This is a genomic window from Methylobacterium tardum (assembly GCF_023546765.1).
Lineage (GTDB): Bacteria > Pseudomonadota > Alphaproteobacteria > Rhizobiales > Beijerinckiaceae > Methylobacterium > Methylobacterium tardum.
Genome location: NZ_CP097484.1, coordinates 6,635,159 through 6,658,669, shown reverse-complemented (window position 1 = coordinate 6,658,669; position 23,511 = coordinate 6,635,159). Strand labels below are relative to the sequence as shown.

Below are 23,511 nucleotides of genomic sequence, written 5' to 3'. Positions count from 1 at the left end.
GACGCTGCGGACCTGCCGCAGGTCGAACCGCCGTCGGATCTCGACGGCGCCGGCGTCCTAGATCGACTGATCGCGTCCTATGGCGCGGAGCCGGTCCGGACGCGCGCGCCCGCCGTCCAGCGCCCCGCCGGCGAGTTCTTCTTCGACCCCATGGGCCCTAACCTCGTGGTGCAGGGCTGGAGCGTGTTCCCGCAGACCCGCGGGGAGCGTCGCGGCCCGGCGCTCATCGACGGCCGCGGCCTCGCGTGGAAGCCGTTCGCCGAGCGTCTGCCGACCGACCGCGACGTCCGGTGGTGGGCCATCCAGGCACCCTCGCACAACGTCGCCGCGATCATGGGCCGGGCCTCCGGCGGCGCGTTCGCTCTCGACATCGACGTGACGGACGCCGGGCTGAACGCCGCGGTCCAGGACCTCGCCGACGAGATTTTTGGCGTCACCGACTTCCGGCGCTATGGCAGCCACCCCAAGGTCGCGCTGCTCTACCGCCAGGCGTGGCCCGAGGACGACGACGGCAACGCGGACCTGATCCCCAACCGGTCGTGGCGGTTCGTCGACGGCGAGCCCGACGAGGACGGCAGGCCGCGGCAGTACGGCGGCGTCGAGATCCTGGCCCGCGGCAAGCCGATCACGTTCTACGGCAACCACCACAAGACGGGGCGGTACTTCTCGTGGGCGGGGCTGCACCCCCTGTACCATGGCCCCGAGGCCCTGCCGCTCGTGACCCGCGTGCAGGTCGAGCGATTCGTCGAGGCGGTCCAGAAGCTCCGCCCGTTCCACCGCGGCGGCGCCAACCCGGTCGACACCCGGTGGACGTTCGACCCCGAGGCCGGCCTGCACGCGCCCCGGGCGATGGTCTCGCGACGATTGGGCCACGGACGCCGACGGCCGGGTCGTGGACGGCCGCGAGGCCTTCCTGTTCCGCCTGTGCTCCACCATCGTCTGCCGGAACGAGGCCGCCGTGCGTGGCGGCCGCCAGGGCATGGGTTCGCTCTGCGCGCTAGCCGAAGAGCGTTTCCGGGCCCTGGCAGAGGTCTCGGGCCGCTGGGCCGACGACGGCGAGCTCAAGGGCGAGATTGCGGACAAGATGGTCCGCCTCGTCCGCGAGGCCATTTCGGAAGCGGACGCCGGCAAGCACGCGTTCCAGGCCCCCGTCACCCTCGATCCCGAGACGGGGATCTCGACGTTCGCCGAGGCCCGCCACGAGGCCGTCGTCGCCGTCGAGGCGAAGAAGGCCGACGACCTGTCGTGGGCCAACGAGGCCGTGCGCCGGGCCATCACCGACCTGGGGGCGAAGCGCCTGCCGCCGATGAAGGTGGTCCCTGCGACGCCGGCGTCCGCCGCGGCCGCCGCGATGATGCCCCGGCAGGACCGGTTCGCCGCCGGGCGCAAGGCGGCCGAGGCCGTGGCGGCCGCCGCCGACGAGGCCTTCGCCTTCGCCTACCGAACCATCCGCGCCGGCGGCTGGCGCCCCCCGGCCGACGACCCGAAGGCCAGGATGCCCATCCACGGCATCGTCGCCCCGACCGGCGCCGGCAAGACCAGGGCGGTGATCAGGTCCAAGATCCGGGCCCGCGCCGCCAACCCCGAGGTCCGGATCAACACGGCGATCCTCGTGCCCACCCACGCCAACGCGGCGGAGATCGCCGACGCCGTCGGGGTCCACGAGCGCGAGCTCGGCGAGGCCGTCGCCGAGGCGAAGGCGGCGGGCATGAACGTGTTGCATTTCAAGGGGCGCATCGCCGCCGGCTGCAAGTTCGGCGGCCAGATGGAGCGCCTGTATGGCGCCGGACTGCCGGGCAACCGCCTGTGCCGGACCAACGACAAGGACCGGTTCACGAAGGAGCGCGAGGAGAAGCTCTGCCATTTCTACGACGAGTGCCCCCACCGCCTGATGCTGGAAGAGCTCAAGTCCGGGACGGTCGACCTGACGCTCATGCCGCACGCCTACCTGACCGGTCCGATGGCCAAGGAAGTCGCGGACAACGTGCACCACGCCGTCGTCGACGAGACGCACTGGCGGGCGGTCTCGGGCACGAAGACGTTCCCCATCCAGGTCCTGGAACAGGCGCGGTCGCTGCCCCGGCTGACGAAGGAGGAGCGAGCCGAGGGCGTCGATGCCCAGGAGTTCGTCATGCTTCGCGACGAGGCGGTGCGCGTCCTGCTGCGGGCGCGCGACGCCAGCGTCGACCCGGCCCGAGCGTTCCTGGCGCTCAGCCGCCGCAAGGGCCCCGACTGGGACCACCGCGGCGGCGACCTGATCGGGGCCGCCGCGCGCTGCGTCGATGCCTCCCGGGACGCCGGCAGCAAGGTCCACCCGAACATGCAGGACGTCGAGGTCGACGTCGCGGTCGACATCGCCCAGGCCAAGCACGCCGACGGCGAGGGCGCCCTGTGGAAGCTCGTCCGCGACCGGTACGAGGACCTGGTCAAGGACATGGAGGAGGCCGCGGCCCACGCGGCGCTGGCGTCCACCGGCGTCGACGTCCCGGCGCCCGAGCCCCGCGTGCTTTCCCAGCGCGACACCCGGATCCAGTTCGGCGTCATGGTCGACGAGGAGACCCACCAGCAGGTCGACAGCGTCCGCGTCAGCTACTGGAAGAAGCGGAACTTCGTGGGGCTGCCGACCCTCCTGATCGACGCCTCGATGTCGGAGAGGATCACGGAGCACGCCTGGCCGGGGCGCCAGCCGGTGATCACCCGGATCGACGCCCCGGTGCACGCCCGGACGATCCTGGTGGCCGACGGGACCGGTTCCGACGGCGCCGTGCTGCCCGGCAAGGGCAAGTCCGGCAAGGGCAAGCTCCAGGCGGCCGCCCGGGCCGAGCTCCTGCTCGCCCTGCGCACCAGGGTCGCCGGCATCTACGCCAACGGCGGCGTGCTGGAGAGCTACACCAAGGCGGTCCGGGCCTTTGTCGAGGGCTCGCAGGCCGCGGCCCCGAACGTGGACGTGCTCCACCAGGGGAACACGCGCGGGTACAACTTTGCCGAGAGCCACTCGGCCCTGCTGTCGTACGGCCGGCTCGAATACCCCATCCAGGCGGTGGACGCCTACAAGGCCCTGTTCACGTTCAACGACGCGGACCAGGAGCCGGCCTGGGACGCCCTGGGCACCGGGTTGGACAAGTCCGGCAAGCCCATCCAGGCGCCGCAGGGAGAGCGCACGATCACGATGCGCGACGGCAGCCAGCGGGTCTACTCGGACATGATGTTCCCCGAGGGCTCATGGGCCAGGGAGGTGCAGGAGCAGCTCCGCGAGGAGGAGCTGCGCCAGACCCTGGGGCGGCTGCGGCCGGTCTACAGGATCGACAGCGACGCGGTCTGGGTCAATGTCGGCCGGTGCGTCCCGGCAGGCATCGTGGTCGGCGAGATCGTCTCGCTGGTCGACCTCGTCCGCCCCGGCAAGGTGGACCATATCTTCGAGGCCGCGCGCCGGTCGCACGGGGTGCTGTCGCCCCAGGGCGCGCGCACGCTGCAGCCCGACCTGGCGCTGTACCGCGTCGGCCAGACGTCGCCGCTCAAGCGCCTCGTGCCGCGCGAGACCGAGGGCCTGGTCAAGGTCCGCTGGTCGATCCAGGGCACGGCCGAGCCGGTCGAGCGCCTCATGCTCAACTACGTCGAAGACCTGGAAGAGGCGGTCTACGAGTTCTGCCGGCAGGCCGGCTGGCGCATGGTCCCGGGCTCGTTCGAGGTCGTCGGCCAGCGCCCGTCCCGGATCGCCATCGGCCACAAGCGCCCCGACCGCCAGGACATCGAGCGCGCCGGGCTGACGATGGGTCAGGCCGACGACATCGTCGAGGAACGCGGCGTCGAGGGCCTGAGGCTGTACGTCATGCAGCTCGACCGCGAGCGCGAGGAGGCACGGCGCGCCCGTGCCCTGAAGCGGGTCACTAGGGAGCTCGGGCGCGCGCCCCAGGGCGCCGACTGGCAGGGCCTGCCCATGCTGCCCGACGTGCCCCGGGCCATGGCCAAGGGCAGCCTCACGACCCGCATGCTGGTCGACGCGGGCGAGTGGGTCGACGGCGGCGGGGACGAGGACTAGGCGGCCGCCCCGGCCGGGACGCGGGGCTTCAGGCGCAGCTTGCGGATCCCGGTCCGGGGCTTGGCCTCCGGCCGCGCCTCGCGCAGGGACACCGTGAGCGCCAGGTGGGTGAACACCTGCTCGTACCCGGCGAGCCGGATCCACTCGACGTGGAGGTTGACGCCGGCGGCCGCCAGGTCGGCCTTGGCCGGGGCCAGCGCCAGCCGGTCGAGGTCGGCCTTGCGGCGCAGCGCATCGACGCCGATCAGGAGCCCGGCGTCGGGCACCGGCACGCGGATCTGCGCGCGCCCCGACCCGACGAATCGCTTGCTCCATCCAGATCGCAGCGGGACCTGCCCGGAGAGCCACGCCAGGACCCGCAGGTACAGCAGGGGCGAGTACCGCGACCGCATGCGCCCGACGGCCGCCAGGTCGAACTCGACGGGCTTGGTCGGCGGCAGGGCGCCGGTGTCGTTGGCGACGTGGGCCTCGGCGACGAGGCGCGCCGGCAGCCACAGCGCGGCGGTCTCGCTGGTGCGCTCGGGCTCGCGCTGGAGCGTGCCCCGGCGCTCCGGCAGGCCCGGGCCGGGCGACATGACGGCCACGGTCTCCCACCCGAGCATCGCCGGCACGACGGTGTCCGCGAGGCCCATGAGGCGCACCTGCGTGCCCTGCAGGCGACCGACCATGGGACGGAGCAGGGCCATGCGGCGCACGCCCACCAGGCCCATCAGGGACCGCACGGGGACGTCCGCCGCGGCCTGCTGGCGGGTCATGAGCATGTCGACCGGGTTCGCCAGTCCCTCGGCGACGGGGTTGGCCGCGACGGCCCTAGACACGCCCGCCAGCCACACGGCGAGGTCGCTCGCGGTGGCGTCGCCGGCGACGATGACGGCGCCCGTGGCGAGGCAGCGCGAGACGGTGGCGGGGGCGGTCGGCGTGGTCATGGCGACTCCTGTCGCTGTCATGTTACGCCCGGCCCGGCGAGGCGCAAGAGAATGCGCGCTATGTCACCCGCGTATCACAAAACCGGACGGTGCTAAGTTATTCAAGTTATTCATTTAAATGCGATCCGACGCGATCTCGATAAAGAGCTAAAGATATATAGGCTTTCTTGAAGCCCTCCGGGCTCCAGGATCCCTGCTCCCGGCGGGGTCGGGAGACCTGCCTGCCTCCGGCTCCGGGGCGAGCCTGTGGCCTCCGACTCGGGGCGGTGGGTAGGTCGGTGGTGGTGGGTCTGAGGACCTGCGTAGCCAACCTGGAGACAGGCCCAGTCCTGACCCTGCCGGTGTCAGCCTACGGCCCTGCCAAGGTTCCAGGGTCGCCGTGCCGGGTCGGCGTTGTGCCTTGCCAGGCCGGCAGGCACGCTCGCGGGCGAGGAGAGACATGCCATGGCCCAGCACCGCCTGACCCTTCGCCAAGTGCGCGCCAACGCCGCCATCCGGTCGGCCCGCGCCCGCAGCCGCCGTGCCGCGCTGCAGCGCCCCGAGGGGCGTGACGTCGCGCTCGCGTTGGGCGACGCTGTCGCCGAGGTCCTCGTCCGACGCGGCGTCGTCACCCCCGCCGGCCGCGTCGCCGGCGTCGCCGCGCTCCAGGCCCATCCCGACCTCGCCGCCATCGTGTCGGCCGCCACGGAGGCGCTCGCCGCCCGGTTCGCGCCGGGCGAGGTGGCCGCGGTCTTGCAGGCCCGGCTTGCCGCTTGACGCCGTCGGGGACTCTTGCGGCCGAATCGGTCGCGACCTACAATGGCAGCATCCTCCGTGGGGTTCGCGCCCCATGGTGTTGTCACCCGAGCGTGCCCACAGGCCGCTCGGGTTTTTTTCTGTCTGACGAGGCGCCCATGGCCGGCCTGAACGTCAACCTCGACCTCGCCTCCAAGGTCAACGCCATCGCAGAGGGTTGGACCGAGTTCACCGAGCGCGACTTCGCCCGCGCGCTCCAGTTCAGCCTCACCGGCGTGGGCATCGACGCGGTCAACCGCTGGCGCCGCGCCGCGCCGGGCGTCATGGACCACCCGACGCCGTGGATCCTCAACGGCGTCCGCTACGACGTCGACAAGTCGCGCCTCGCGTCCATCCAGACCGTCGACCAGGCCGTCGCCGTCGTGCGCGTCCTGCCCGACCGGTCGGCCGTCATGAAGTACGGCTTCGGCGAGGGTCACAGGCCCGCCGGCGGCGTCGGCATCGAGGGCTGGTTCGAAAATCTGTCCCAGATCTACCTACCCGTGCAGTCGGGCCTGGAGAGGGGCGCCGGCATCCGCCCCAACGCGTTCGGGAACTACAGCGGCCGCCGGGTTAAGGCGCTCGCGCAGCAGTTCGCCGCCGGCTACCAGCGCAACGTCACCGCCTCGTCGAAGTGGCGCCCATCCCAGATGCAGACCTACGTCCACGGCGCTATGGTCCAGGTCGTCTCGAGGACGAACAGCGCGCTGTGGCGGGCGTTCGCTGACGGGATCCCGCCGGGCGTGGCGCCGGGGGCGGACCCGCGCTGGGGCCGCGTCAGCGTGGAGGCGACGAACGACATCCGGTTCCACCACGCCGGGCCGATGCTGGACGGCGCGATCCTGGGCGGCGGGGTCGTCACGTAGAACACGTATCTCCAGGCGGCGCGCCGGGAGCCGGGTCTACGCCTCGGGCGTGCGGGCGGTGAACGTGCAGGTCTACGTCAACGGGACGCTCGTCGCGACGTCGGCCACCGTCGGCGCCGGCAACGCCATCCAGACCGCCACGTGGACGGGCCTCTCCGGCGGCTAGCTCCTCAAGCCCGGGGACGTCGTGACCGCGAAGCTCCAGTACGCCGTCAAGGACACGGTCGGCGTGACCACCGGCAGCGCGACCGACGCGGTGGTCGTGGCGCTGGTCCTGGTCTGATCGGATCCGCGTTACCCGCCCCGGCGGAGGCGTGTCGGCGTTCTTCCGACGAGCGTTCTTCTTTATAGAAGTAACGGGGGCACTGATTCACAGCTTCAGGATGTCCTGCGTGTCGGCGTCACGGTGGTTATCCCCAGGGAGGCCAGGGATCCGGTAACCGTGATCGAGGTCCCAGCTGGACGAGGAGTCCGAGCTCTGGATCTATATGCGGGCAGACGTCGGGAGACCTTCATGAACATCGAGCGCGACATCAAGGCCTGCGAGACCGGGCTCACCGCGATCCTGTTCGAGGCTCACCTTCAGGGCCAGGCCCGGCAGTCCGCCCTTCGGCAGGCGAGCTCGGACAACGCGGTTGCGTCGGTCGACCGCCTGGGCCGCGAGCTCCTCGCCAGCCGCCGCCGGGAGGCCGCGCTGGCTCGCCGCGTCGCGGAGCTTGAGGCCAGCCTGCGGAGCGAGCGTGCCCGGCCCCGGGCTGCGGACTGGGGCACCGGCTACGCCCGGCGCGCCTGAGAAATCGTACGCGGCACGCATTTTCCCCATTGCGCCTTTCCCTGTGCGTCCGAATCGGGACGCAGAGAGACCACCGTGGGGCGCACGTAGCCCGACGTCGGGCGCACAGAAGTCAAAGAGAAAGGGCCCCGGATCACTCCGGGGCCCTCTTTCATTCGGCGTCCTGGCGTTCGTCGCGGCGTTCCCGCCGCCTTCGTTCAGCGAAAGGGCACCGGGCGGGGCCCGGCCTCCGACATCGCGTGCGCGTGGAGGTCGTCGAGGAACTCGTCGACGGACGATGCCGCGCGGTCGGCGCCGGCGTCGCGGGCGAGCCGGGCGATCTCGCGCTCCCTCTTGGCTTCCGCCTCCACCCTGGCCTCCGGCAGGCGGTAGCAGGGGGCGAGGTTTACGAGGAGATCGCGCTCCGACTTGGCGCGCAGGTGCTGGTCGAGGCGCTGAATGGGGCACGCGGCGACGCGGTAGAGCTCGTCGTCCGTCAGGGCTTCGAGCCACATCCGCACGTGCTCCGGCAGCGTCGCGAGGTCCAGGGCCTCGTACCGGTGGGCATTCCAGGCGAAGTGGCGGACGTGGTCCTGAAGGGCGGCCGCCTCCGGGTACTGGACCCTCAGCACCTCCTCGAACCCTTCCGGGTTCTCATGCTTCATCTGGGCGATGTGGGCGTCCGCGAAGGCGGAGAGGCGGGCCTCATCGGTGGTCTCGGCGCCGGCGGCATCGAGGTAGGCGTCCGCCTGCGCCTCCGCCGCGGAGACGGCCGGCTGGGGCGAGACGAGGCGGCTGACTAATCGGACGGCGCCCGTCGCGGCGTCGACGACGGCCTCCGTGACCATGATGGCGGGCGCGGCGGCGATGCGGGCGACCCGGCCGGCGGCGCGGAGGGCCTTGGAGGCGGCAGAGAGGGCAGCCTTGAGAACGGACCTGAGAGACATCTTGGAACCCCTTCCTTGTCGGTGTTTCGACGTCCTGATCGTCCCCCTGGGCGTAGCAAGCGACAACGAGGGGGTGGGCGGGCCGGCGTGGCGTGACGCCGGCACGGGTCGGCGTCATGGGGCCGGGGCGCCGTGCTCCGCGTCCCAGGCGGCCACCTCCTCGGGGCGGGCCTGCCGCCAGAAGTGCCGCGTGCTCGCCGAATGGGTCACGACGCGGCCGCCGGCGGCGGTGCGGGTGAACCCGACTTCCGCCGGGCCCTTCCACTCGCGCTCGCGGTACGAGTAGGCGTCGGTGGCCGCCCGGCGCGTCGCGATGCCGGCGGGATCCACGATGTCCATAACCTCCGTCTCGCGCAGCGGGACGAGGCGGCCGTCGCGCATGACGGCGAACCGCGGGCACCCTTGCGACCCGTCCTCGATGACCGCGTAGACACCGCCCTCGACGGGCTCCGGGTACATCACGCTCTCGTCGTACGCGGCCGTCCAGGCCCCGCCGCCGGGCGCCCGGCACACGCCCGTCACGCGGTGCAGCAGCTCCAGCTCGTCGATCCCGTAGTCCCTCATCCGATCCTCCTCCGTGCCGTTCGCACATTGGGAACGTAGCACTCGCGTCACCGCGCGCAAGTGTTCGAAGGATTGGATGGTGAATTCATGAGTGCAGCGATTTGCACCCAGACCCCCACTTAGTGGGTGCAAATCGCTGCAGCGTCCCTTCCTTCCTGCCGTCAACTTTGGCTGTCCTGGCGTCAACTTTCGATTTTGCTTGTGGTTTGGAACGGGAGTGCTTGAATTCGGTTCGCGAATTGGGAGCGCCAGATTCGGCGGAGGGGACATGAGCTGGCACCCGGACGAGGCCTATGACGACGCCGCGCTGCAGCGTGAGGAGGCCGCTGAGGTCCTCACGCCCGAGGCCGTGATCACCCGCCTCAAGCTCGCCGTTACGGACGCCGGCAGCCAGGCCGAGTTCGCTCGCCGCGCCGGCACGTCGAGGTCGCGTGTCTGCGAGGTCCTCTCAGGCCGCCGCCCGCCGGGGGACGCCATCCTCGCAGCCCTCGGCGCCCGCCGGGCCATCGTCGGGAGGCAGGCATGAGGCTGACCGAGAGGCAAGCGCGCATCCGCCTCGCAGCCGCGGTTGCCGCCGCCGGCGGGCAAGCGGCCTTCGCGCAGTCCATCGGGCTGCCGGTCGGGACGCGCAGCCACGCCACCGCGGTCAGCCGGTCGGTCCGCGGCCCGCAGCGGATCTCGGCCCGGATCCTCGCCGCCATCGGCCTGCACCGGGACGAAGCCGGCGAGATCCACACCATCGAGCGGGCCGCGAACACAGCCGCCTGAGCGGCCGTCGGGTCCAACTCCCGGCACTCACCCAGAACGACAACCGACACCCAGCAGGGAAATCAGATGGACGCGGACATCGAACGGTATCTCGTCGAGATGGCGAGAAAGGCGGTCGCCCCCTGCACCCCGCCGACGAGCTCGCCGCGCTGGAGACCCGCGTCGCGAAGCTCCGGCGCTGATAGCCGCCGACCGCGAAGTCCGCGTTGGCAGCACCCACCACGCGACCGTCGAGCGCGTCGACGACCGCGACCACGTCATCATCGAGCCGCTCCCTGACCTGACGGAGGTCCTCGGCCGGCTCGTCGGCCCGCTCGTCGTCCTGGACACGGAGACGACCGGCCTGCACCGCCACAACGGGGACCGCCTCATCAGCCTCGCGGTCCTCCCGCTGGACCGCGACCGCGGGCCCGGGGAGGAGCGGGTGACGTTCGCCGCGTACCGGCTGACCGTGAACCCCGGCCGCCCGTCGAGCCCCCAGGCCCTGGCGGTCCACGGGCTGACTGAGGCCGAGCTCGCGACCAAGCCGGCGTTATCCCGCGCGATGGCGAGCCAGGTCGTGCGGTTCATCGGCGGCAGCACGGTGGTCGCCCACAACACTCCGTTCGACGCCGGCTTCGTCCAGTCGGAATGCGAGCGCCTCGGCATGGGCTGGCGGCCCGACGAGGGGCAGGTCGCCGACACCCGGCTGCTCTGCAAGCTCCTCTGGCCGGGGGAGCCGGGCAGCCTCGACGCCCTGGCCACGCGCCTCGGCGTCGACCGCGGCGACCGTGACGCCGGCCACGACGCGCTGGCCGACGCCCGCCTGCTCGCTCGGTGCCTGCCCGGGCTGGTGGAGGCCCTCGTCCGCCACATCCACGGTAAGGCCGCGGCGTGAGCTTCCGGGACGCCATCGTCACCGACACGCACGGCGCGGCCGCCCTGCTGGGCTGGCCCGTCTCGCGTGTCGAGGCCGAGCTCCGGGCAGGCAAGCTCCCCGGGCGACAGGTCAGCGGCAAGGCGGCCCGCATGTTCCTCGGCGAGGCCATGCGTCTGCAGACCGCCATCGAGATCGGCGGCGCCGGCGGCCGCCACATGCGCGAGTTCCCGGTCCCCGGGAGCCCCACGACGAAGGCCTACCGCTGGGCCGTCGTGCTGCCCGGCGAGGGCTCCTACGAGCTCGACTGCCTCCGTGCCGGCCCCGAGGGCGAGCACCTGATCGACCGCGACGACTACGCCCCCGAAGAGGACCTATGAACACCGCCGCCGCCCTGCTCGCCGGCCTCGACACGCTCGACGGCGCGGACCTGAAGACCCGGTTCGCCGACGCCCGGCGGGCCGCCCTGGCCGCCGGCGCCAACGCCGAGGTCGAGGCAGCGATGGCCGCGCTCCAGGCCGCTACGCGCGCCGGCATCGAGGGGATGGCCGCCGCCGTCGCCGCGGCGCTGAATGCTCAGCCCCTGCCGGTCCCGCCCCCGATCAGGTGCCCGACGCCGGCGGACTTCGCGGCTGCCGCGCGGGCCGGGGCCGCCCGCAACGCCGCCCGGGCCGCGTCCCCGATGCGCCCCATCCCGGCGCCCGTGCGCCCCGCGGAGGAGCCCGTGGCCGACGCCGGCGTCCCCAAGGTCGAGGCGGCCGCTCCCCCGCCGCCCGTCCCGGCGCCCCGGCCCCGCGGGCTGGCGAACCTGCGCCGCGCCCCCTTCGAGAACGCCCCGCCAAAGCCGGAGGCCTCGACGCCGGCGGCGGCCGCACCGGCCGTCACGCATCCCGTGCCGCCGATCCGGAAGCCGAGGGTCAGCGAGGCGAGCCTGGATCAGGACAAGCTGAGGGCGCTCCGGGCGAAGTACCGGAACCCCCGCCTCCTGCCGTTCATCCGGCCGAACGGCGAGCCCGACTGGTCGCTCCCTGCCTGGGATCCCCAGGACGACGAGATCCCCTGCTGACGAATCCCCCCGGCGCCGGGGGAGTGGCGCTGCAATCCCCGCAGCAGCCCGAAACGAAGGGACCATCCGAATGGGTATCGCCGTCACCGCCTACAAGATCATCACCGAGGCCCTGGAAGAGGCGCACGAGCTCGGCAGCACGCCCGCGCTCAAGGCGCGCTTCAACCTCAACAACGCCCGGGCCGCGCTCCTCACCGGCCCCGACCTAGCCGGCTACGAGGTCGTCCGGAAGACGAAGCCCAAGCCGTTCATCGGTGGCCTGCAGCCCGTGGTGTTCGAGTCATGGAGCGAGTTGCTCAAGGCAGTCGAGTGCCCCCTGGCGCCCGAGGATTTCACCGGCAAGCTGGAGCCGGGGAAGGCTGAGGTGGGGCAGGAGAGCCCCGCCGACCTCGCCCGCCGCGTCGACCCGGCATGGTGCTACCGGAACGACGCCGCGTACCGGGCCCGCCACGACTAGGCGGTCCGCGACTGCATGGAGGCCAGCCAACTGACGTACGCGGCCGCCGAGGTCATCGGGCACGCGGCCGTCAGCGAGCTCCTCAACTCGGCCGAGCCGCCCGCCGGGGAGGAGCCGGAGCAGCCGACCGTCCATCCCGTCACCGGGGCCCTGCGTGAGAAGCTCGCCGAGGCATTCCCGGGCGTGACGGCGACAGTGCACACCCGTCGCCCGTTCACCGACGAGGACACCCCTGCGGTCACGGTGCAGCCGTGCCCCTGGATCCTGACGGCTGTCCTGCCCGGGCAGACGAAGGTCTCGGAAGGGAATGGAGTCTGAGATTACAAGGTCTCGACGTCCGCCACGGCGGTCATGTTGAACACGTTCTCCGGCGTCGAGCGGGAGATCCACGTCGACGCTTCCAGCCCCTGTGACAGGGACCTGGAGCGGATCCGCGACGCGGTCGAGCAGGCTGTCAGGTACGCGATTGAGAGGGCGCGCACGGCGGCGGCCGCCTTCATCAAGGCCCTGTCCCCGGCCCCTGCTACTGCCACCGAGGAGGCCGCCTGAATGCGCGCACTCCTCGTCCTCATGTGCGGCACCGTCGGCGGGACGATGATCACCGCCGCCGGCATCGTGACGGTGCTGTTCGCGTGCATGGGCCACGCCGGCGACCTGGGCCGGTCGGCCATAACCCTGGCCTGCTGGACCCTCGGGTTCGGGTTCGCCTTCCTCGTGGTCTCGCTCGTCGGCGTCGCGACCGGCGTGCTGGAGCCCACCGCCCCGGCCGCCAAGGAGGCCTCCGATGTGTGAGCGCTCCAACATCAGCGAGCACGCGTTCGACGGGGCCGCGGCGTGGGCCGCCTTGCCCGCGCACGTCGAGGCCCGCACCGGGGCCTTCGCGCTGGAATGCGGGGTCGCCATGGGCATCATGGCTCACGCCGGGGTCCCGCCCTGCGCGCGGCAGAACAGGCCTTCGACTTCTCCAGCCAGCTCCTGCAGGAGGCCGTCCTCGGCTACGACGGCGTCTCCGACCGCGATTGGTTGAACGACCACCTCGCCGCTGACGGCGGCACGTTCTCCGTCCCGTCCTGTGTCGGCATGGTCTGCCGGCAGTGCCGGTGCAGTCACAACGACCCCTGCGAGGAGGGCTGCGGCTGGCTCGCCGACGGCCTCCGCACCGCCTGCGCCGCCCCGGAGCCTGACGCCGGCGTCGAGGCGGCCGCCCCGCTCCAGCCCGGCGACGTCGTCGTGAACGGCGTCGTCCGGCACGAGCCCAAGCTGCCCGAGGAGGAGGCCCGCGCGGTCGTGAAGGGCGCCTGCCGGGCGGTGGGGGCATCCGAGCTGGCGGAGGTGCAGCCCATGCGCAGCGACCTGCGCCGGCTGGCGGCAGCTATCGACGGCATGCACGCGGAGATCGAGGAGGAGGCACCCTGATGGCCTTCGCCCGCATGGCGGACGCGGAGGCCCTGGCGTTCTACCGGGGCCTCGACCGGAGACTCGATGACCGGGAGGTGGCGCAGGAGCTCTGGCAGTACGCATGCCAGCACGCCTACGAGGGACTCGACGTCGGCGACCGGGAGTACGTGCGGGCGCTGGCGTTCGAGAAGGGCACCGGCATCGGATCCACCTACTACTACAATCGGACCGCCGGGCTCCGGATCATGTCGGGCGGGTGCTGGAACGAGGGTCCGTTCGTCCCGCGGTTCGAGCGCCTGCGCGGCCGCGCCGCGGTCCTATGGGCGGCCTACAATACCCTCTACATGAAGGCCGACCAGGGGCGCGTGTCGGTCTGCAAGTGGCTGCAGATGGGCCACGGATGGCAGCGGCACTGGCGCTGGCGTTACCATGACGCAGTGGAGAAATCGGCTCTGTCAGGCCTGGAACGGTGGCTCGGCCGCCCGATCCGCCGGGTCGACTGCGGTTATGAGGACAGGCACCAGTTCGTCTGGAAGGACAGCGTCGGCCTGGCCCCCGGACTGGCTTCCTGTCGGTCATCGTGCCCCGCGGGCTGCACCGACCGCCGCCGGCGTCGGAGATCTTCCCGGTGTCCGCGACCGCGCCCCGGGATGCAGGCGACGGGGTCTGGCTGGCCGAGGGGTCATGGCTCACGAAGAAGACCTACGACCGGCCGGCGGCTCTCGGCTGGCTCGCCTGGTCCTACGCCCCCGGTCGCCCCGGGGAGGTCGAGGTCCTCGTCCGCGGCGCGACGGCGGCCGCCGCCGTAGACCGGTTCTGGCAGGCATACGACGCGGCGCGGGGCACGTTCGCCGGCCGCCGCGTGACGCCGGCGGACCGGGAGCTCGCGTGGGAGCCGCCGACGGTCGAGTTCGCCGACATCGAGGGCGAGGACCTCGACGCGCTGGCGGACCTGTGCGCGGGTCTCTGACGGCGCCCAGGGTTACCGGGAGCTGAGTCCGACCGCGAGGATTCTGCCTGTCCCAGAATGAATCATCGTAACCCGGCGCTGCTATGGTTCAGTCAGTCCCCAGGACGGCGAACACCGGCAGGCGGAGGTAGCGTCCCGCCAGCATCGTCAACCCCACCCGACGCTGATGCAGGGCGCCTGTGCCCTGTCGTTCGTTGGGGGCGTGTCGTGCCACGTAAGAAGGGTGAGAAGGAGCTCAAGAAGGTCCGGAAGGTCAGGCTGACGGAGGGCCAGAAGCTCTTCGACAGACGGCCCGACTTCCTCGATCCCACCGGGGCGATCCGGAAGAGGGTGAGGCGGAGGCTGGGCGCCGAGAGCGCCCGGGCCAGGGTCGAGCGGGAGCGTGAGGCCAGGAGGCCGCGCGACGCCCGCTACCGGGAGAGGCTGCGGGCGAGGAAGCTTTGGGAACGGGAGAACCCCGGCATCCCGATGCCTCCGCCCCCGCCGCCACCCCCGCCTCCGACTGACCAGCTCAGGCTGTTCTGAGCTCCTCGGGCCTCGTGTCGCTGAGTGCCATCGCGTCTATGACGGCGCTCAGCGACACGGGCCTGTACCCCCAGACGTCGACGCCGACGTCGCATGACTGCGTCGTGCCGGGCAGCCGGCCGTGCGTGTGGCCGAACAGGTGCAGGCTGCCGCGGAAGGCACGAGCCCAGCTACGCAAGGGGTAGTGGCACAGCACGAGGTGCCGGCCCTCGACCGAGATTTCCCGGATCCCCTCGTGCTGCTCCGCCCAAGGCAGGCGCCGGCCCCGGCGGTCGTGGTTGCCCACGATCAGGATCTTGCGCCCGTTGAGCCTGCGGAACGCCCGTTCGATGGCGGCCGCGTCCCGGGACAGCGCGAAGTCGCCCAGGTGGTAGACGGTGTCGCCGGGCCGGACGGTCGCGTTCCAGGCCTCGGCCACGAGCTCGTCGTGCTCCGATGGAGGCGAAGGGACGCTTGCAGGCGTGCAGGATCCCGCCGTGGCCGAAGTGCGTGTCTGCCGTGAAGAAGATGGCCATCGAGGCCTCCATGGGTAGGAGGCCGGCGCGCGCGCTCAGGTCCTCCGGGATGTCGGGAAGGGCAGCGCGGCCGCGCGTTTCAGGGACATCCGGGGAGGCCTCGGTGGCGGGAGGAATCGTCACGATCGCAGCTCGCGCCGGGGCGGTCCAGCGCGCCCTCAAGACAGGGTGAACGAACCCCTGGCCGCGGTTGACCCCAGACGCTTGTTCACTATCTGTTCTTAGAGATGGAGGGCAGCATGCTGAGCTATGACGACGTCGCCACGGCCGCCGCCGGCGAGGAGCGCGACGCCCTGTGGAGGGCCCTGCCGAGGACATGATGGCCGAGGCTGCCGCCCGCCGGGACGGGCCGGATTTCGTGCGCGCGGAGCGGCCGGCGGACGTCGCGCGGGCGCTCGGCCGGGGACGCCGGAGGCCTCAGGCGAGCCGGCTGCGCTCGGCCTCGTAGGCGTCGAGCACCGCCTTCGTCCAGGCCTCCATGCCAGCGGCCTTCATCTCCAGCCGCTGGCCGTGCAGGTAGTGCCGTAGGGTGATCGCCTCCGCGAGCTCGCGCTCCTGGGCGTGCTCCCCGGGCGTCCGTTGCTTGCGGTGCCCGAGGATGGCCGAGGCGGACCCGCCCAGCCGCTCCATGTCCAGATAGGCCGACAGCGTGCGCCGGACGTCGTGCCGGACCCAGGGGCGGATCCGGTGCAGGGCGAACAGGTCGGCCTCGGGTCTCAGCGTCACGTTCCCGTCCCGGCCGGCCTTCGACTTGCCCTGCAGCCGGGCGGCCAGCTGCGTCAGGGCGTTGCCGGCGAGAGGCTGCCCGGCGACGGTCGAGGGGAACAGGAACTCGCTCCCCGGGGACGTGTCCCACCGTGCGATGGCGGCGGCGGCCGCCGGGGGGATGGGCAGGCCGTGCGGCACCTCCTCCCCGCCCGACTTCTTCATTTCCTCGCCCGACCACGACCACACGACCCAGCCGGGCGGGCCGCCCTCCCACGGCACGACGGAGGCGCGCCGGGTGCCGGTCAGGGCCGTGACGCGCTGGCCGGTGAGGACCGTCGCCCACAGGGCGCCAAGGACCGCGTCCGAGGTCCGCTTGCCGGTGCCGCCCAGGGCCCGGTGCCGCTCCGCCACGAAGAGCGTGCGGGCGAGCTCGTCGAGCCGCGGCGTGTGCTTGCGGGCCTTCGCCTGGTAGTCGACCCTGACCTTGTCCCGCCACCACGGGTATGTGCTGTGGCTGAACCCGGCGCGGTGCGAGTGCAGGCTCAGCGCCCAGTCCAAGGCGGCCTTGCAGGCCTCCACGGTGTCGGCGGCCGCGCTCTGCGTCCGCTCCTCCGCCACCCGGTCGCGCAGCGCCAGCAGGTCGTCGGGCCGGACGGCGGAGACGGGCGCCCGGGTCAGGCGCGGGTCGAGCGACCGGCGCAGGTGACCCTCGAATTGCCGGGCCCAGCGCGGCCGGAGCTGGGGCAGCTTGTGGGCCAGGAACTCCTCTACCAGGTCTTGCCACTGCCACGGGCCGCGGCGGCGCCGGTCCTCGTCCGACTGCGCCTCGACGCTCTCCGGGAACGCCGCGTCGACGGCATCCTCGACGCTCGCCCCTGTCTTCATCGCGTGCTCAAACACCCGCAGGTCCGGGCGGGGGTCGACCCCTCCCTTGAGATCGAGGCGCGCCCGCGTCGCCGCCTCGCGGGCGGCCGCCACCGTCACGTCCGCCCCGGCGCCGAGCCGGATGGTCGACGTCCGGGTCTTGAGCAGCCAGGTCACCGCCAGGGGCGTCGTACGCAGGATCAGCCCCGGGACGGCGACGTCGGCGTGGTCGATGCCACGGCCCGTCACCTTGCCGCCGTTAACGAGGGCCAGGGCCCGCTTGACGTCGGCGGCCGTCAGCCGCGACCGCTCGCGTGTGTAGGTCGACACTCAGCCTCCGTGGGCGCGATACCACCGCGATACCACACAGGCGGCACGCGCCGGGTCAACCCGCGTGGCTACGCAGGGAACCGGAATTCGTAGGCGTGGGAGGGGTTTGTGCAGCTGTGGTTAAGGGCGGCCGCGGCGCCTGGAGCGATTCGTGTCAGCTTCCCAAGCTGAATGTCGTCGGTTCGATCCCGATCGCCCGCTCCAGCATACCTTTCCGGTAGGATTACAGCCCGTCTGGTGCCGTCGGCTGCGAACGCCGGGGGACCTCCGTACCGCTCGGTTCAAGCGGCTTTGGGAGCGCCTGCCGGCGTCTGCGCGTAGGTGATCTTGTAGGCTGTCGGGAACGGCGTGCCGCCGTCCTCGACCGCGCCCTCCGCCCGCAGGCCATCCCGGAGAAGGATTCGGCGGACGATTTCCGGAATCATCGCTCCCGCCACGTAGCGGCCCAGGCATTCGTGATGCCCGAAACCGAAATGCAGGAATGCATGATCGGGCCGGGTCGAATCGAACCGCTCGGGATCGGGCACCCAGTCCGGGTCGAACATCGCCGACAGGCTCAAAGGCAGCACGACCTGGCCCTTCCGGATACGGGTCTCGCATGCGCCGTCGCGCCCGAGCACGTGATCGGCCTCGGCCTGACGGAACATGAAGGCGACGATCGGCGCGAAGCGCAGGGCTTCCCACACGTAGCCATCGAAGGTGGCGGGATTGGCGGCAGCCGCGCGCGCGGCCGCGTGAATGTCGGGGCGCCGGAGGATCTCCGCGAGGGCGTTCACCACCGCCTCCGCGGTCGTCTCGATCGCGCCGATGAGAAGGCCACCCACATTGATGACCACCCGGTCCATGCCGAAACCGCTCGCCGCCGGAAGATTCAGCCGGAGGAGCCGGATGAGGATATCGTCGGGTACGGGAGTGCCCGCCTTGAGGGCGGCGAGCCTTGACGGGATCAGTGACGCGAAAGCGGCGCGCATCTCCTCGCGGGCCCGTTGCGCGGCGCCCTGGACGGCCTCGGCATCGGGCCGACCGTCGAAGGGAAGATTGTTGAACTGATCCAGCTGGTTCGCGTAGGACCAGCGCAGCAGGTCGTCGTCCGGGGACGGGAAGCCGAAATAGCTCTGCACGATCCGCAAGGGGACCAGGCGCGAGATCGAGGCGACCACGTCGAGCGACCCGCCGCCCGCGTCGAGGGCGGCATCGGTGATCGCGCCGGACTGCTCGCGGATGGCCGGAAGATCCTCCCACGACAGCATGGCGCGCATCACCGCCTTGTCGCGATAATTCACGTCCGTGCCGTCGAGGGCCAGCATGAACTGGCCCATCTTGGGCTTGTAGAGCGCCACCGAGAAGACTGTCGGCAGGGACAGGATCTCCGCGATCTCCGCGCGGCGGGCGACAAGGACGACTTCGCCGCAGTCCAGCACCGGCCGTCGCTGACGCAACTGCGCGAAGAACGGCCGCGGTGCGCGTCGGATCCAGTCCCGGGCGAGCGGCCAGCGCTCGGCGACGGGCAGCGCTTCGAGTCTGTCGAGGCAGGGGGCATCATGGTCGGCTGGGCGCATGGACCTCTCCCAATCTGTTGCGATCCGGCCCGGACGGCCACGCGATGCGGCGCGGGCCGTCAGTTGAGCGAGATGTCCAGGCCTTCGCGCAGGCGCGCGACGAGTTCACCCTGCCGGTGCGTTTCCGTTTTGGCGAAGAGGGCGCGCAGCTGCGTGCGCACGGTCGAGATCGCGATGCCGCGCTCCCGGGCATGGTCATCGAGCGAGCGACCCGACGCGACCGCGTGGGCGAGGATCGCCTCGGCAGAGGTCAAGCCAAACAAGCTCTGAAGACGGACCGCACCATCCTGGCTCTTGTTGCCGCCGCTGCGGATCACGACGGCCAGTTCGGCCTTGACCCGCGTTCCCGTTCCGGACGGCCGCTTCGACAGCGGATGCAGCGACACGCGGAACGGGGTGCCGCTCTCGGCACAGGTGATCGCGATGTGTTCGGCCTGTGTGATCTTCACGTGGCCGGTCGCGGCCGCGAGGGCCTCGCTGGCCGCTTGCGCGATGCGCCGGGAGCACTGGCCGTCCCTGAGGGCGAGGCTGCCCCTGTCGAGGGACAGGCCGGTGCGTGACTTCGCGAGCTCCTCGGCGGCGCGGTTGGCGTGCGCGACCCGCAGGCGCGAATCGGTCAGGATCACGGCAGCGTCGAGGAGGTCGAGCGCGGCGGCGAGATCGGAGGAGCGCTCGGAGGCCTGGCGCATCAGGGCATAGAACTCGAAGGCCCGGCGCAGGTGCGGCACCAGCATCGCCAGGCGCCGCGCCTCAACGGATCGGAAAGGCCCCGCCTCCTCGTCGCGCATGGCGGCGAGCGTCGCCATGACGTCGGCCTCCTTGGCGAAGTAGCTCACGAGGCTGTGCTCAATGCCGAAGGGCCGCACGACCTCCTTGAAGAGAGCCGTCTCGCGGAACTGGACCGGGTCGACACCCTCCTCCGCCCGGATGACCTTGCCCTGGTTCGACAGGATGTAGGGCAGCCGGGGATCCTCCGTGGCGTGCCGGTAGAGGAACGTGCGGTACTGCGTGCGGTCGAAACCCGACACCGCCCACATCGGCTTGCGGCTCCCGTCGAGACTGAACACCGCGAGCTGGCCGACGCGCCCGCCGACGAAGTTCGTGAGATCTCCCAGGAGGGCCGACCATTCCTCAGGCTGGCCGACACGGTCGTAGATGGATCCGACCAGGTGCGAGTAGGCCTCAACGTCCTGCATCGTGGGGCTCCAAAGTTGGCAGCGGGCGTGCGTGCGCGACGTTTCCTTTTTCGATCAGCATCCATGGGGCATGATCGGCACCCGGTACTAGGTGATTTCCGTCATACGTCGATCAAAAATTCAGTTTCAACAGCGATTTAGACGTGTTCACGACTTACAAGGTCCGCATATACTCTAGAAGCTGCCGTCGCTGCGCATCATCGAGCCGGTCCGTCCCATACGCGGGCCCCTCGTGCCCACGGTTCGAGTTCCCCGGTAAACGTCGTGTCGAACAGGAACGGGCCGACATCCGAGCGGAAGCCGAGGCGGGCCTCGTCCACTTCCCGGCTTCCGACATGGAAGGTTTTGGAACGTTGTTCCGAGGGGAGCAGAAGTTCGTACAGGTTCGGCACCGAGCCGTTGTGCAGGAACGGTCCCGTCGCCCAGATCCCGTCGAGCGGGCGCGCCTTGTAGGCGAGGAGATCGCGGTCCTTGCGCCTGTCGAGGAAATCAGCAACCGCGCCTTTACCGCCGGCTGTCGAGACGTCGTTGAGAAGAGGGTTGCCGGACTTGATCGTGGAGGCACCCCGCTTGAGTAAGCGGTTGATGACAACGCCCTGATCGGCGCGGATCCGGGTCAGATCCGGAGCCTTATCGATCGGCGCCAGGATCGCGCCGGCGACGATCGCGGCGACAAGGTCGAGGCTGCGCGTTTCGGCGGGTAGCGGCGGCGTGGTCGCCAGAAACGGCATGCGGACACCCTCAAGAATGCCGGTCTTGGCCCGCCGGTTCGCGGCATTCTCCGCCATCTTCGGATCGGTGCCGATTTCGGCGAGCGGCGTCATAATTACGGTTTGAGCGCGGTTGGACCCCTTCGCGGCAATCGCATGGCAGGACAGGCAGAGCCGATCGTAAAGGGTCTTGCCGGCGACGGCGTCGCGTTTCTGGGCCTCGGTGCGCGGCGCGATCCGGTCCGGCCAGGCAGGCGCCGTCAGAGCGCCCAGCTGGTTCTCGATCCGCAGCAGGTTGAGCCGGTCCGCCGAGGTCTCGAACCAGAGCGGCGGCAGGGTTGGCTCGCGGATATCGGCGTAGGCGAAGACGCCGAGCACTTCGCCGACGTTGCGGCCGAGGCGCTCGACGGCGAGCTTGTTCGGCGCGGAGCCGTTCCACTGCACCTTATCGTGCCAGGACGTGTCCCACAGGAACGGATAGCTGACGGGTGCATCGGGCTTGGCGATGTTGCGCCGGTCGTGCAGATCCAGGCCTGTCGCCCGGTTGAAGATCATCCCGAACGCGTCCAGGCGCGCCGGCCCCCAGGGCACGGACGCGCGGCTCGTCTCCACATAATCCGAGAATTCCTTGGCGAAGCTGTCGAGGCTCTTGCGCAGGCGGACGCGGTCGGCCTCCGCGGCGCCCGGGTCGCGTGCGGACAGCTCTGGCGGCAGGACGCGGCCTGCGAAGCGCTCGAATCGGTCCGGCTCGCTCGCGGTCAGGGTTAGAGCCCGGCCGAGTTCCTCGATGAAGGCGAACATGTCCGCGTTCGTCGGCCCGCCATCGATCTGGATCGTCTGCCCGCGCAACTGGACGCGGTTCACGTGACAGGCGGCGCAGGTCATGCCGACCCACTCGCCGCGGTCGTCGACATCCTTCACGAAGCCGATGGGGAGGCCGGTGCGGACGGAGCCGGGCGCACCGTCATAGGGATTCGGCAGGTATCCGAAGCGCGCGAGACTGTCGGCCACGAACAGGCGGCCGCCCTCCGCACTCTCCAGGGACATGAACCACGCGTAGGGCATGATCTGCGAGCCCTGGCTCGCCGTGTAGAACCACGCCCGATCCGAGGCGCTCCAGGACTGATTGAGGAAGTGCGGCGCCGGCCCCGGCTGCTCCGCGCCCACCGGTGTCGCCGGTCGTGCCGTCAGCACGAGCAGCGCAGCGAACGCAACGCCTGCGATCCTGGATCGAGTCACGATCGCATCTCGGGCATGGCCTGGACCTGCCGCCTCTCAGGTTGCTTCGAAAATTGATTAGACGTCGGTCAATTCAGCTGCCTCCCCCAAATGGAGGATAAACAGACTGGGAATTCAAGCGCGAAATAAACTTCCAGTGACAGCGAACACTGGATTGGCAACCCGATCATGCTCGGCGCGCCGGCGCTCCAGGCGGCCCGCGCGCCGATCGCCGCCGCGCGTCAGCGCACCCCGCCGCCGACGTTGATGTCCTCACCCGTCACCCAGCGGGCGTCGTCGGACGCGAGGAACGCCACGACGCTCGCGATGTCATCGGGCTGGCCGGCGCGGCCGAGGGGTGTCTGCGCGACCATCCCGGCCTCCATCTCCGAACCGGAAATGCCCGCCGTATGCGTGCCCTCGGTCACCACGTAGCCGGGGCTGACCACGTTGACCCGGATCTTGCGCGGGGCCAGCTCGTTGGCGAGGACGCCCGAGATCGCGTTCACGGCCCCCTTGGTGCCGCTGTAGACCGCCGTGGTAGCCGGATGGATGCTCGCAGCCACCGACGAGATGGTGATGATGCTGCCGCCCTCGCCGAGATGCTCCGAGGCGGCCTGGGTCGCCAGCAGCACCCCCAGCACGTTGACGTCGAAGATCCGGCGATAGTGCGCCTCGGTCACCTCGGCGAGCGCGGCGAATTCATAGACGCCGGAATTGTTGACCAGGATGTCCAGCCGGCCGAACTCCTTCACTGCCGCCTCGATCAGCCCGCGCGCCTGTGCGGCGTTGGAGACGTCGGCCTGGACCGCCATCGCACGGCCCCCCGCCGCGGTGATCGCTGCCACGACGGCGTCCGCGCCCGTCCGGCTCGACGCGTAATTGACCACGACCGCGGCTCCATCCTTCGCCAGCGCCTTCGCGATCGCGGCGCCGATCCCCTTCGATGCCCCGGTCACCACTGCGACCTTGCCGTCGAGCTTCGACATGTGTGCTAACCTTCGACATGGGCCGGATCCGGGATGGAAGCCGTCATCCCATAGTTCCGAATTTTGGAACTAACGAAACGGAGTTCAAGGCCCCACATGGATGAAACATGAGGCCCCTGGTTCACCCTGCGATTGAAGACGTTCAGCCCGAAGCGATCCTGCACGCGCTGGCCGATCCCGACCGGGCAGCGATCTTCGCCCGCATCACGCGGGCGGGCTGTGTCGAGGCCTGCTCGGCCGTCTCCGCGCTCGGCGAACGGGTGATCCCGAAATCGTCGCTGTCCAGCCACTTCAAGGTGCTGCGCGAGGCGGGCCTGATCCGGTCCGAGCGCCACGGCGTGGAGATGCGCAACCATTCACGCTTCGCCGAAGTCGATGCCCGCTTTCCCGGCATGCTCGCCGCGATCCTGAACGCCTACGCGACCCGGTTCGCCGAGGACGGGGCACCCGAGACCAAGGCGGCCGAAACCGGCGGGACCTGAGCTCCCGCCGCT

At 71.0% G+C, this 23,511-nt stretch carries 27 protein-coding genes and 1 tRNA gene; 18 read left to right on the top strand and 10 right to left on the bottom strand.

Going from position 1 to position 23,511, the window contains the following annotated elements:
* Positions 1–57 precede the first annotated feature (57 nt).
* A complete protein-coding gene (locus M6G65_RS31950) occupies positions 58–837 on the bottom strand; it encodes a hypothetical protein (protein WP_250103345.1) in 780 nt (259 codons plus the stop codon).
* Positions 838–892: 55 nt separating this feature from the next.
* Here M6G65_RS31950 and M6G65_RS31945 point away from each other — a divergent pair, with 55 nt between their 5' ends.
* Entirely contained in the window at positions 893–4,039 is a 3,147-nt protein-coding gene (locus M6G65_RS31945; RefSeq protein WP_250103344.1) for a hypothetical protein, read from the top strand.
* On the opposite strand, the gene M6G65_RS31940 is transcribed toward M6G65_RS31945, so the two are convergent.
* Entirely contained in the window at positions 4,036–4,965 is a 930-nt protein-coding gene (locus tag M6G65_RS31940) for a hypothetical protein (RefSeq protein WP_250103343.1), read from the bottom strand. The two genes, M6G65_RS31945 and M6G65_RS31940, sit on opposite strands and share 4 nt — an antisense overlap.
* Positions 4,966–5,409: 444 nt before the next feature.
* Here M6G65_RS31940 and M6G65_RS31935 point away from each other — a divergent pair, with 444 nt between their 5' ends.
* From M6G65_RS31935 to M6G65_RS31925, 3 genes are all read left to right on the top strand, one after another.
* The gene (locus M6G65_RS31935) at positions 5,410–5,721 is read left to right on the top strand and encodes a hypothetical protein (protein ID WP_238194259.1); all 312 of its coding nucleotides are present in this window, start codon (positions 5,410–5,412) and stop codon (positions 5,719–5,721) included.
* Between the two features lie 137 nt (positions 5,722–5,858).
* On the top strand, positions 5,859–6,605 hold the full coding sequence (locus tag M6G65_RS31930; RefSeq protein ID WP_238194258.1) for a hypothetical protein: 747 nt from the start codon (positions 5,859–5,861) through the stop codon (positions 6,603–6,605).
* 514 nt (positions 6,606–7,119) lie between these two features.
* Complete coding sequence (locus tag M6G65_RS31925; protein WP_238194257.1) at positions 7,120–7,398, top strand: hypothetical protein; 279 nt, start codon at positions 7,120–7,122, stop codon at positions 7,396–7,398.
* 197 nt (positions 7,399–7,595) lie between these two features.
* On the opposite strand, the gene M6G65_RS31920 is transcribed toward M6G65_RS31925, so the two are convergent.
* Together M6G65_RS31920 and M6G65_RS31915 are read right to left on the bottom strand one after the other, a co-directional pair.
* Complete coding sequence (locus tag M6G65_RS31920) at positions 7,596–8,324, bottom strand: hypothetical protein (protein ID WP_238194256.1); 729 nt, start codon at positions 8,322–8,324, stop codon at positions 7,596–7,598.
* Between the two features lie 114 nt (positions 8,325–8,438).
* Positions 8,439–8,888 carry a hypothetical protein gene (locus M6G65_RS31915; RefSeq protein ID WP_250103342.1) on the bottom strand — a complete coding sequence of 150 codons (450 nt, stop codon included), beginning with the start codon at positions 8,886–8,888 and terminating at the stop codon, positions 8,439–8,441.
* A 268-nt stretch (positions 8,889–9,156) separates the two neighbouring features.
* Between M6G65_RS31915 and M6G65_RS31910 the strand changes: the two genes are divergently transcribed.
* The 12 genes from M6G65_RS31910 to M6G65_RS31855 all read left to right on the top strand — a co-directional run bounded on the left by M6G65_RS31910 (position 9,157) and on the right by M6G65_RS31855 (position 14,928).
* Positions 9,157–9,414, top strand: coding sequence for a helix-turn-helix domain-containing protein (locus M6G65_RS31910; RefSeq protein ID WP_238194252.1), 258 nt, complete (start codon positions 9,157–9,159; stop codon positions 9,412–9,414).
* The gene (locus M6G65_RS31905; protein ID WP_238194503.1) at positions 9,411–9,656 is read left to right on the top strand and encodes a hypothetical protein; all 246 of its coding nucleotides are present in this window, start codon (positions 9,411–9,413) and stop codon (positions 9,654–9,656) included. Before M6G65_RS31910 ends, M6G65_RS31905 begins: the two co-directional genes overlap by 4 nt.
* A gap of 61 nt (positions 9,657–9,717) precedes the next feature.
* The gene (locus M6G65_RS31900) at positions 9,718–10,533 is read left to right on the top strand and encodes a 3'-5' exonuclease (RefSeq protein WP_250104322.1); all 816 of its coding nucleotides are present in this window, start codon (positions 9,718–9,720) and stop codon (positions 10,531–10,533) included.
* Positions 10,530–10,892: a hypothetical protein gene (locus tag M6G65_RS31895; protein ID WP_238194251.1), complete on the top strand. Its 363-nt coding sequence runs from the start codon at positions 10,530–10,532 to the stop codon at positions 10,890–10,892. The genes M6G65_RS31900 and M6G65_RS31895 overlap by 4 nt, the downstream gene beginning before the upstream one ends.
* The gene (locus tag M6G65_RS31890) at positions 10,889–11,578 is read left to right on the top strand and encodes a hypothetical protein (RefSeq protein WP_238194249.1); all 690 of its coding nucleotides are present in this window, start codon (positions 10,889–10,891) and stop codon (positions 11,576–11,578) included. Before M6G65_RS31895 ends, M6G65_RS31890 begins: the two co-directional genes overlap by 4 nt.
* Positions 11,579–11,648: 70 nt before the next feature.
* Positions 11,649–12,035 (top strand): hypothetical protein, encoded by a 387-nt coding sequence (locus tag M6G65_RS31885; RefSeq protein ID WP_238194247.1) that lies wholly within the window; start codon positions 11,649–11,651, stop codon positions 12,033–12,035.
* A gap of 15 nt (positions 12,036–12,050) precedes the next feature.
* On the top strand, positions 12,051–12,353 hold the full coding sequence (locus M6G65_RS31880) for a hypothetical protein (protein WP_238194245.1): 303 nt from the start codon (positions 12,051–12,053) through the stop codon (positions 12,351–12,353).
* A 33-nt stretch (positions 12,354–12,386) separates the two neighbouring features.
* Positions 12,387–12,584: a hypothetical protein gene (locus M6G65_RS31875; protein ID WP_238194243.1), complete on the top strand. Its 198-nt coding sequence runs from the start codon at positions 12,387–12,389 to the stop codon at positions 12,582–12,584.
* Positions 12,585–12,827, top strand: coding sequence for a hypothetical protein (locus tag M6G65_RS31870; RefSeq protein WP_238194242.1), 243 nt, complete (start codon positions 12,585–12,587; stop codon positions 12,825–12,827).
* 96 nt (positions 12,828–12,923) lie between these two features.
* Positions 12,924–13,451, top strand: a complete 528-nt coding sequence (locus tag M6G65_RS31865) for a hypothetical protein (protein ID WP_250103341.1) — start codon at positions 12,924–12,926, stop codon at positions 13,449–13,451.
* Between the two features lie 610 nt (positions 13,452–14,061).
* The gene (locus M6G65_RS31860) at positions 14,062–14,403 is read left to right on the top strand and encodes a hypothetical protein (RefSeq protein ID WP_250103340.1); all 342 of its coding nucleotides are present in this window, start codon (positions 14,062–14,064) and stop codon (positions 14,401–14,403) included.
* Positions 14,404–14,610: 207 nt separating this feature from the next.
* The gene (locus tag M6G65_RS31855; RefSeq protein ID WP_238194236.1) at positions 14,611–14,928 is read left to right on the top strand and encodes a hypothetical protein; all 318 of its coding nucleotides are present in this window, start codon (positions 14,611–14,613) and stop codon (positions 14,926–14,928) included.
* Here the strand turns inward: M6G65_RS31855 and M6G65_RS31850 are convergent.
* Complete coding sequence (locus M6G65_RS31850; RefSeq protein WP_347710468.1) at positions 14,915–15,346, bottom strand: metallophosphoesterase family protein; 432 nt, start codon at positions 15,344–15,346, stop codon at positions 14,915–14,917. The two genes, M6G65_RS31855 and M6G65_RS31850, sit on opposite strands and share 14 nt — an antisense overlap.
* 514 nt (positions 15,347–15,860) lie before the next feature.
* Positions 15,861–17,345, bottom strand: coding sequence for an integrase arm-type DNA-binding domain-containing protein (locus tag M6G65_RS31845; RefSeq protein ID WP_238194234.1), 1,485 nt, complete (start codon positions 17,343–17,345; stop codon positions 15,861–15,863).
* A 126-nt stretch (positions 17,346–17,471) separates the two neighbouring features.
* Here M6G65_RS31845 and M6G65_RS31840 point away from each other — a divergent pair.
* Positions 17,472–17,549 (top strand) — tRNA-Gly (locus tag M6G65_RS31840).
* Between the two features lie 77 nt (positions 17,550–17,626).
* Here the strand turns inward: M6G65_RS31840 and M6G65_RS31835 are convergent.
* The 4 genes from M6G65_RS31835 to M6G65_RS31820 all read right to left on the bottom strand — a co-directional run bounded on the left by M6G65_RS31835 (position 17,627) and on the right by M6G65_RS31820 (position 23,017).
* Positions 17,627–18,904, bottom strand: a complete 1,278-nt coding sequence (locus tag M6G65_RS31835; protein ID WP_238194233.1) for a cytochrome P450 — start codon at positions 18,902–18,904, stop codon at positions 17,627–17,629.
* Between the two features lie 59 nt (positions 18,905–18,963).
* A complete protein-coding gene (locus M6G65_RS31830) occupies positions 18,964–20,100 on the bottom strand; it encodes a helix-turn-helix transcriptional regulator (protein WP_238194231.1) in 1,137 nt (378 codons plus the stop codon).
* Positions 20,101–20,297: 197 nt separating this feature from the next.
* Positions 20,298–22,049, bottom strand: a complete 1,752-nt coding sequence (locus tag M6G65_RS31825) for a di-heme-cytochrome C peroxidase (RefSeq protein ID WP_250103339.1) — start codon at positions 22,047–22,049, stop codon at positions 20,298–20,300.
* Between the two features lie 221 nt (positions 22,050–22,270).
* Positions 22,271–23,017, bottom strand: a complete 747-nt coding sequence (locus M6G65_RS31820) for a glucose 1-dehydrogenase (RefSeq protein ID WP_250103338.1) — start codon at positions 23,015–23,017, stop codon at positions 22,271–22,273.
* Positions 23,018–23,124: 107 nt separating this feature from the next.
* On the opposite strand from M6G65_RS31820, the gene M6G65_RS31815 reads away from it, so the two are divergent.
* Positions 23,125–23,499: an ArsR/SmtB family transcription factor gene (locus M6G65_RS31815; protein ID WP_250103337.1), complete on the top strand. Its 375-nt coding sequence runs from the start codon at positions 23,125–23,127 to the stop codon at positions 23,497–23,499.
* Positions 23,500–23,511: the final 12 nt, after the last annotated feature.

Excerpts from the sequence above, each read along its gene's own strand:
- M6G65_RS31940 (WP_250103343.1), bottom strand. The coding sequence starts at position 4,965 with ATGACCACGCCGACCGCCCCCGCCACCGTCTCGCGCTGCCTCGCCACG.
- M6G65_RS31935 (WP_238194259.1), top strand. The coding sequence starts at position 5,410 with ATGGCCCAGCACCGCCTGACCCTTCGCCAAGTGCGCGCCAACGCCGCC.
- M6G65_RS31930 (WP_238194258.1), top strand. The coding sequence starts at position 5,859 with ATGGCCGGCCTGAACGTCAACCTCGACCTCGCCTCCAAGGTCAACGCC.
- M6G65_RS31925 (WP_238194257.1), top strand. The coding sequence starts at position 7,120 with ATGAACATCGAGCGCGACATCAAGGCCTGCGAGACCGGGCTCACCGCG.
- M6G65_RS31920 (WP_238194256.1), bottom strand. The coding sequence starts at position 8,324 with ATGTCTCTCAGGTCCGTTCTCAAGGCTGCCCTCTCTGCCGCCTCCAAG.
- M6G65_RS31915 (WP_250103342.1), bottom strand. The coding sequence starts at position 8,888 with ATGAGGGACTACGGGATCGACGAGCTGGAGCTGCTGCACCGCGTGACG.
- M6G65_RS31910 (WP_238194252.1), top strand. The coding sequence starts at position 9,157 with ATGAGCTGGCACCCGGACGAGGCCTATGACGACGCCGCGCTGCAGCGT.
- M6G65_RS31905 (WP_238194503.1), top strand. The coding sequence starts at position 9,411 with ATGAGGCTGACCGAGAGGCAAGCGCGCATCCGCCTCGCAGCCGCGGTT.
- M6G65_RS31890 (WP_238194249.1), top strand. The coding sequence starts at position 10,889 with ATGAACACCGCCGCCGCCCTGCTCGCCGGCCTCGACACGCTCGACGGC.
- M6G65_RS31885 (WP_238194247.1), top strand. The coding sequence starts at position 11,649 with ATGGGTATCGCCGTCACCGCCTACAAGATCATCACCGAGGCCCTGGAA.
- M6G65_RS31880 (WP_238194245.1), top strand. The coding sequence starts at position 12,051 with ATGGAGGCCAGCCAACTGACGTACGCGGCCGCCGAGGTCATCGGGCAC.
- M6G65_RS31875 (WP_238194243.1), top strand. The coding sequence starts at position 12,387 with ATGTTGAACACGTTCTCCGGCGTCGAGCGGGAGATCCACGTCGACGCT.
- M6G65_RS31870 (WP_238194242.1), top strand. The coding sequence starts at position 12,585 with ATGCGCGCACTCCTCGTCCTCATGTGCGGCACCGTCGGCGGGACGATG.
- M6G65_RS31865 (WP_250103341.1), top strand. The coding sequence starts at position 12,924 with ATGCGGGGTCGCCATGGGCATCATGGCTCACGCCGGGGTCCCGCCCTG.
- M6G65_RS31835 (WP_238194233.1), bottom strand. The coding sequence starts at position 18,904 with ATGCGCCCAGCCGACCATGATGCCCCCTGCCTCGACAGACTCGAAGCG.
- M6G65_RS31830 (WP_238194231.1), bottom strand. The coding sequence starts at position 20,100 with ATGCAGGACGTTGAGGCCTACTCGCACCTGGTCGGATCCATCTACGAC.
- M6G65_RS31820 (WP_250103338.1), bottom strand. The coding sequence starts at position 23,017 with ATGTCGAAGCTCGACGGCAAGGTCGCAGTGGTGACCGGGGCATCGAAG.
- M6G65_RS31815 (WP_250103337.1), top strand. The coding sequence starts at position 23,125 with ATGAGGCCCCTGGTTCACCCTGCGATTGAAGACGTTCAGCCCGAAGCG.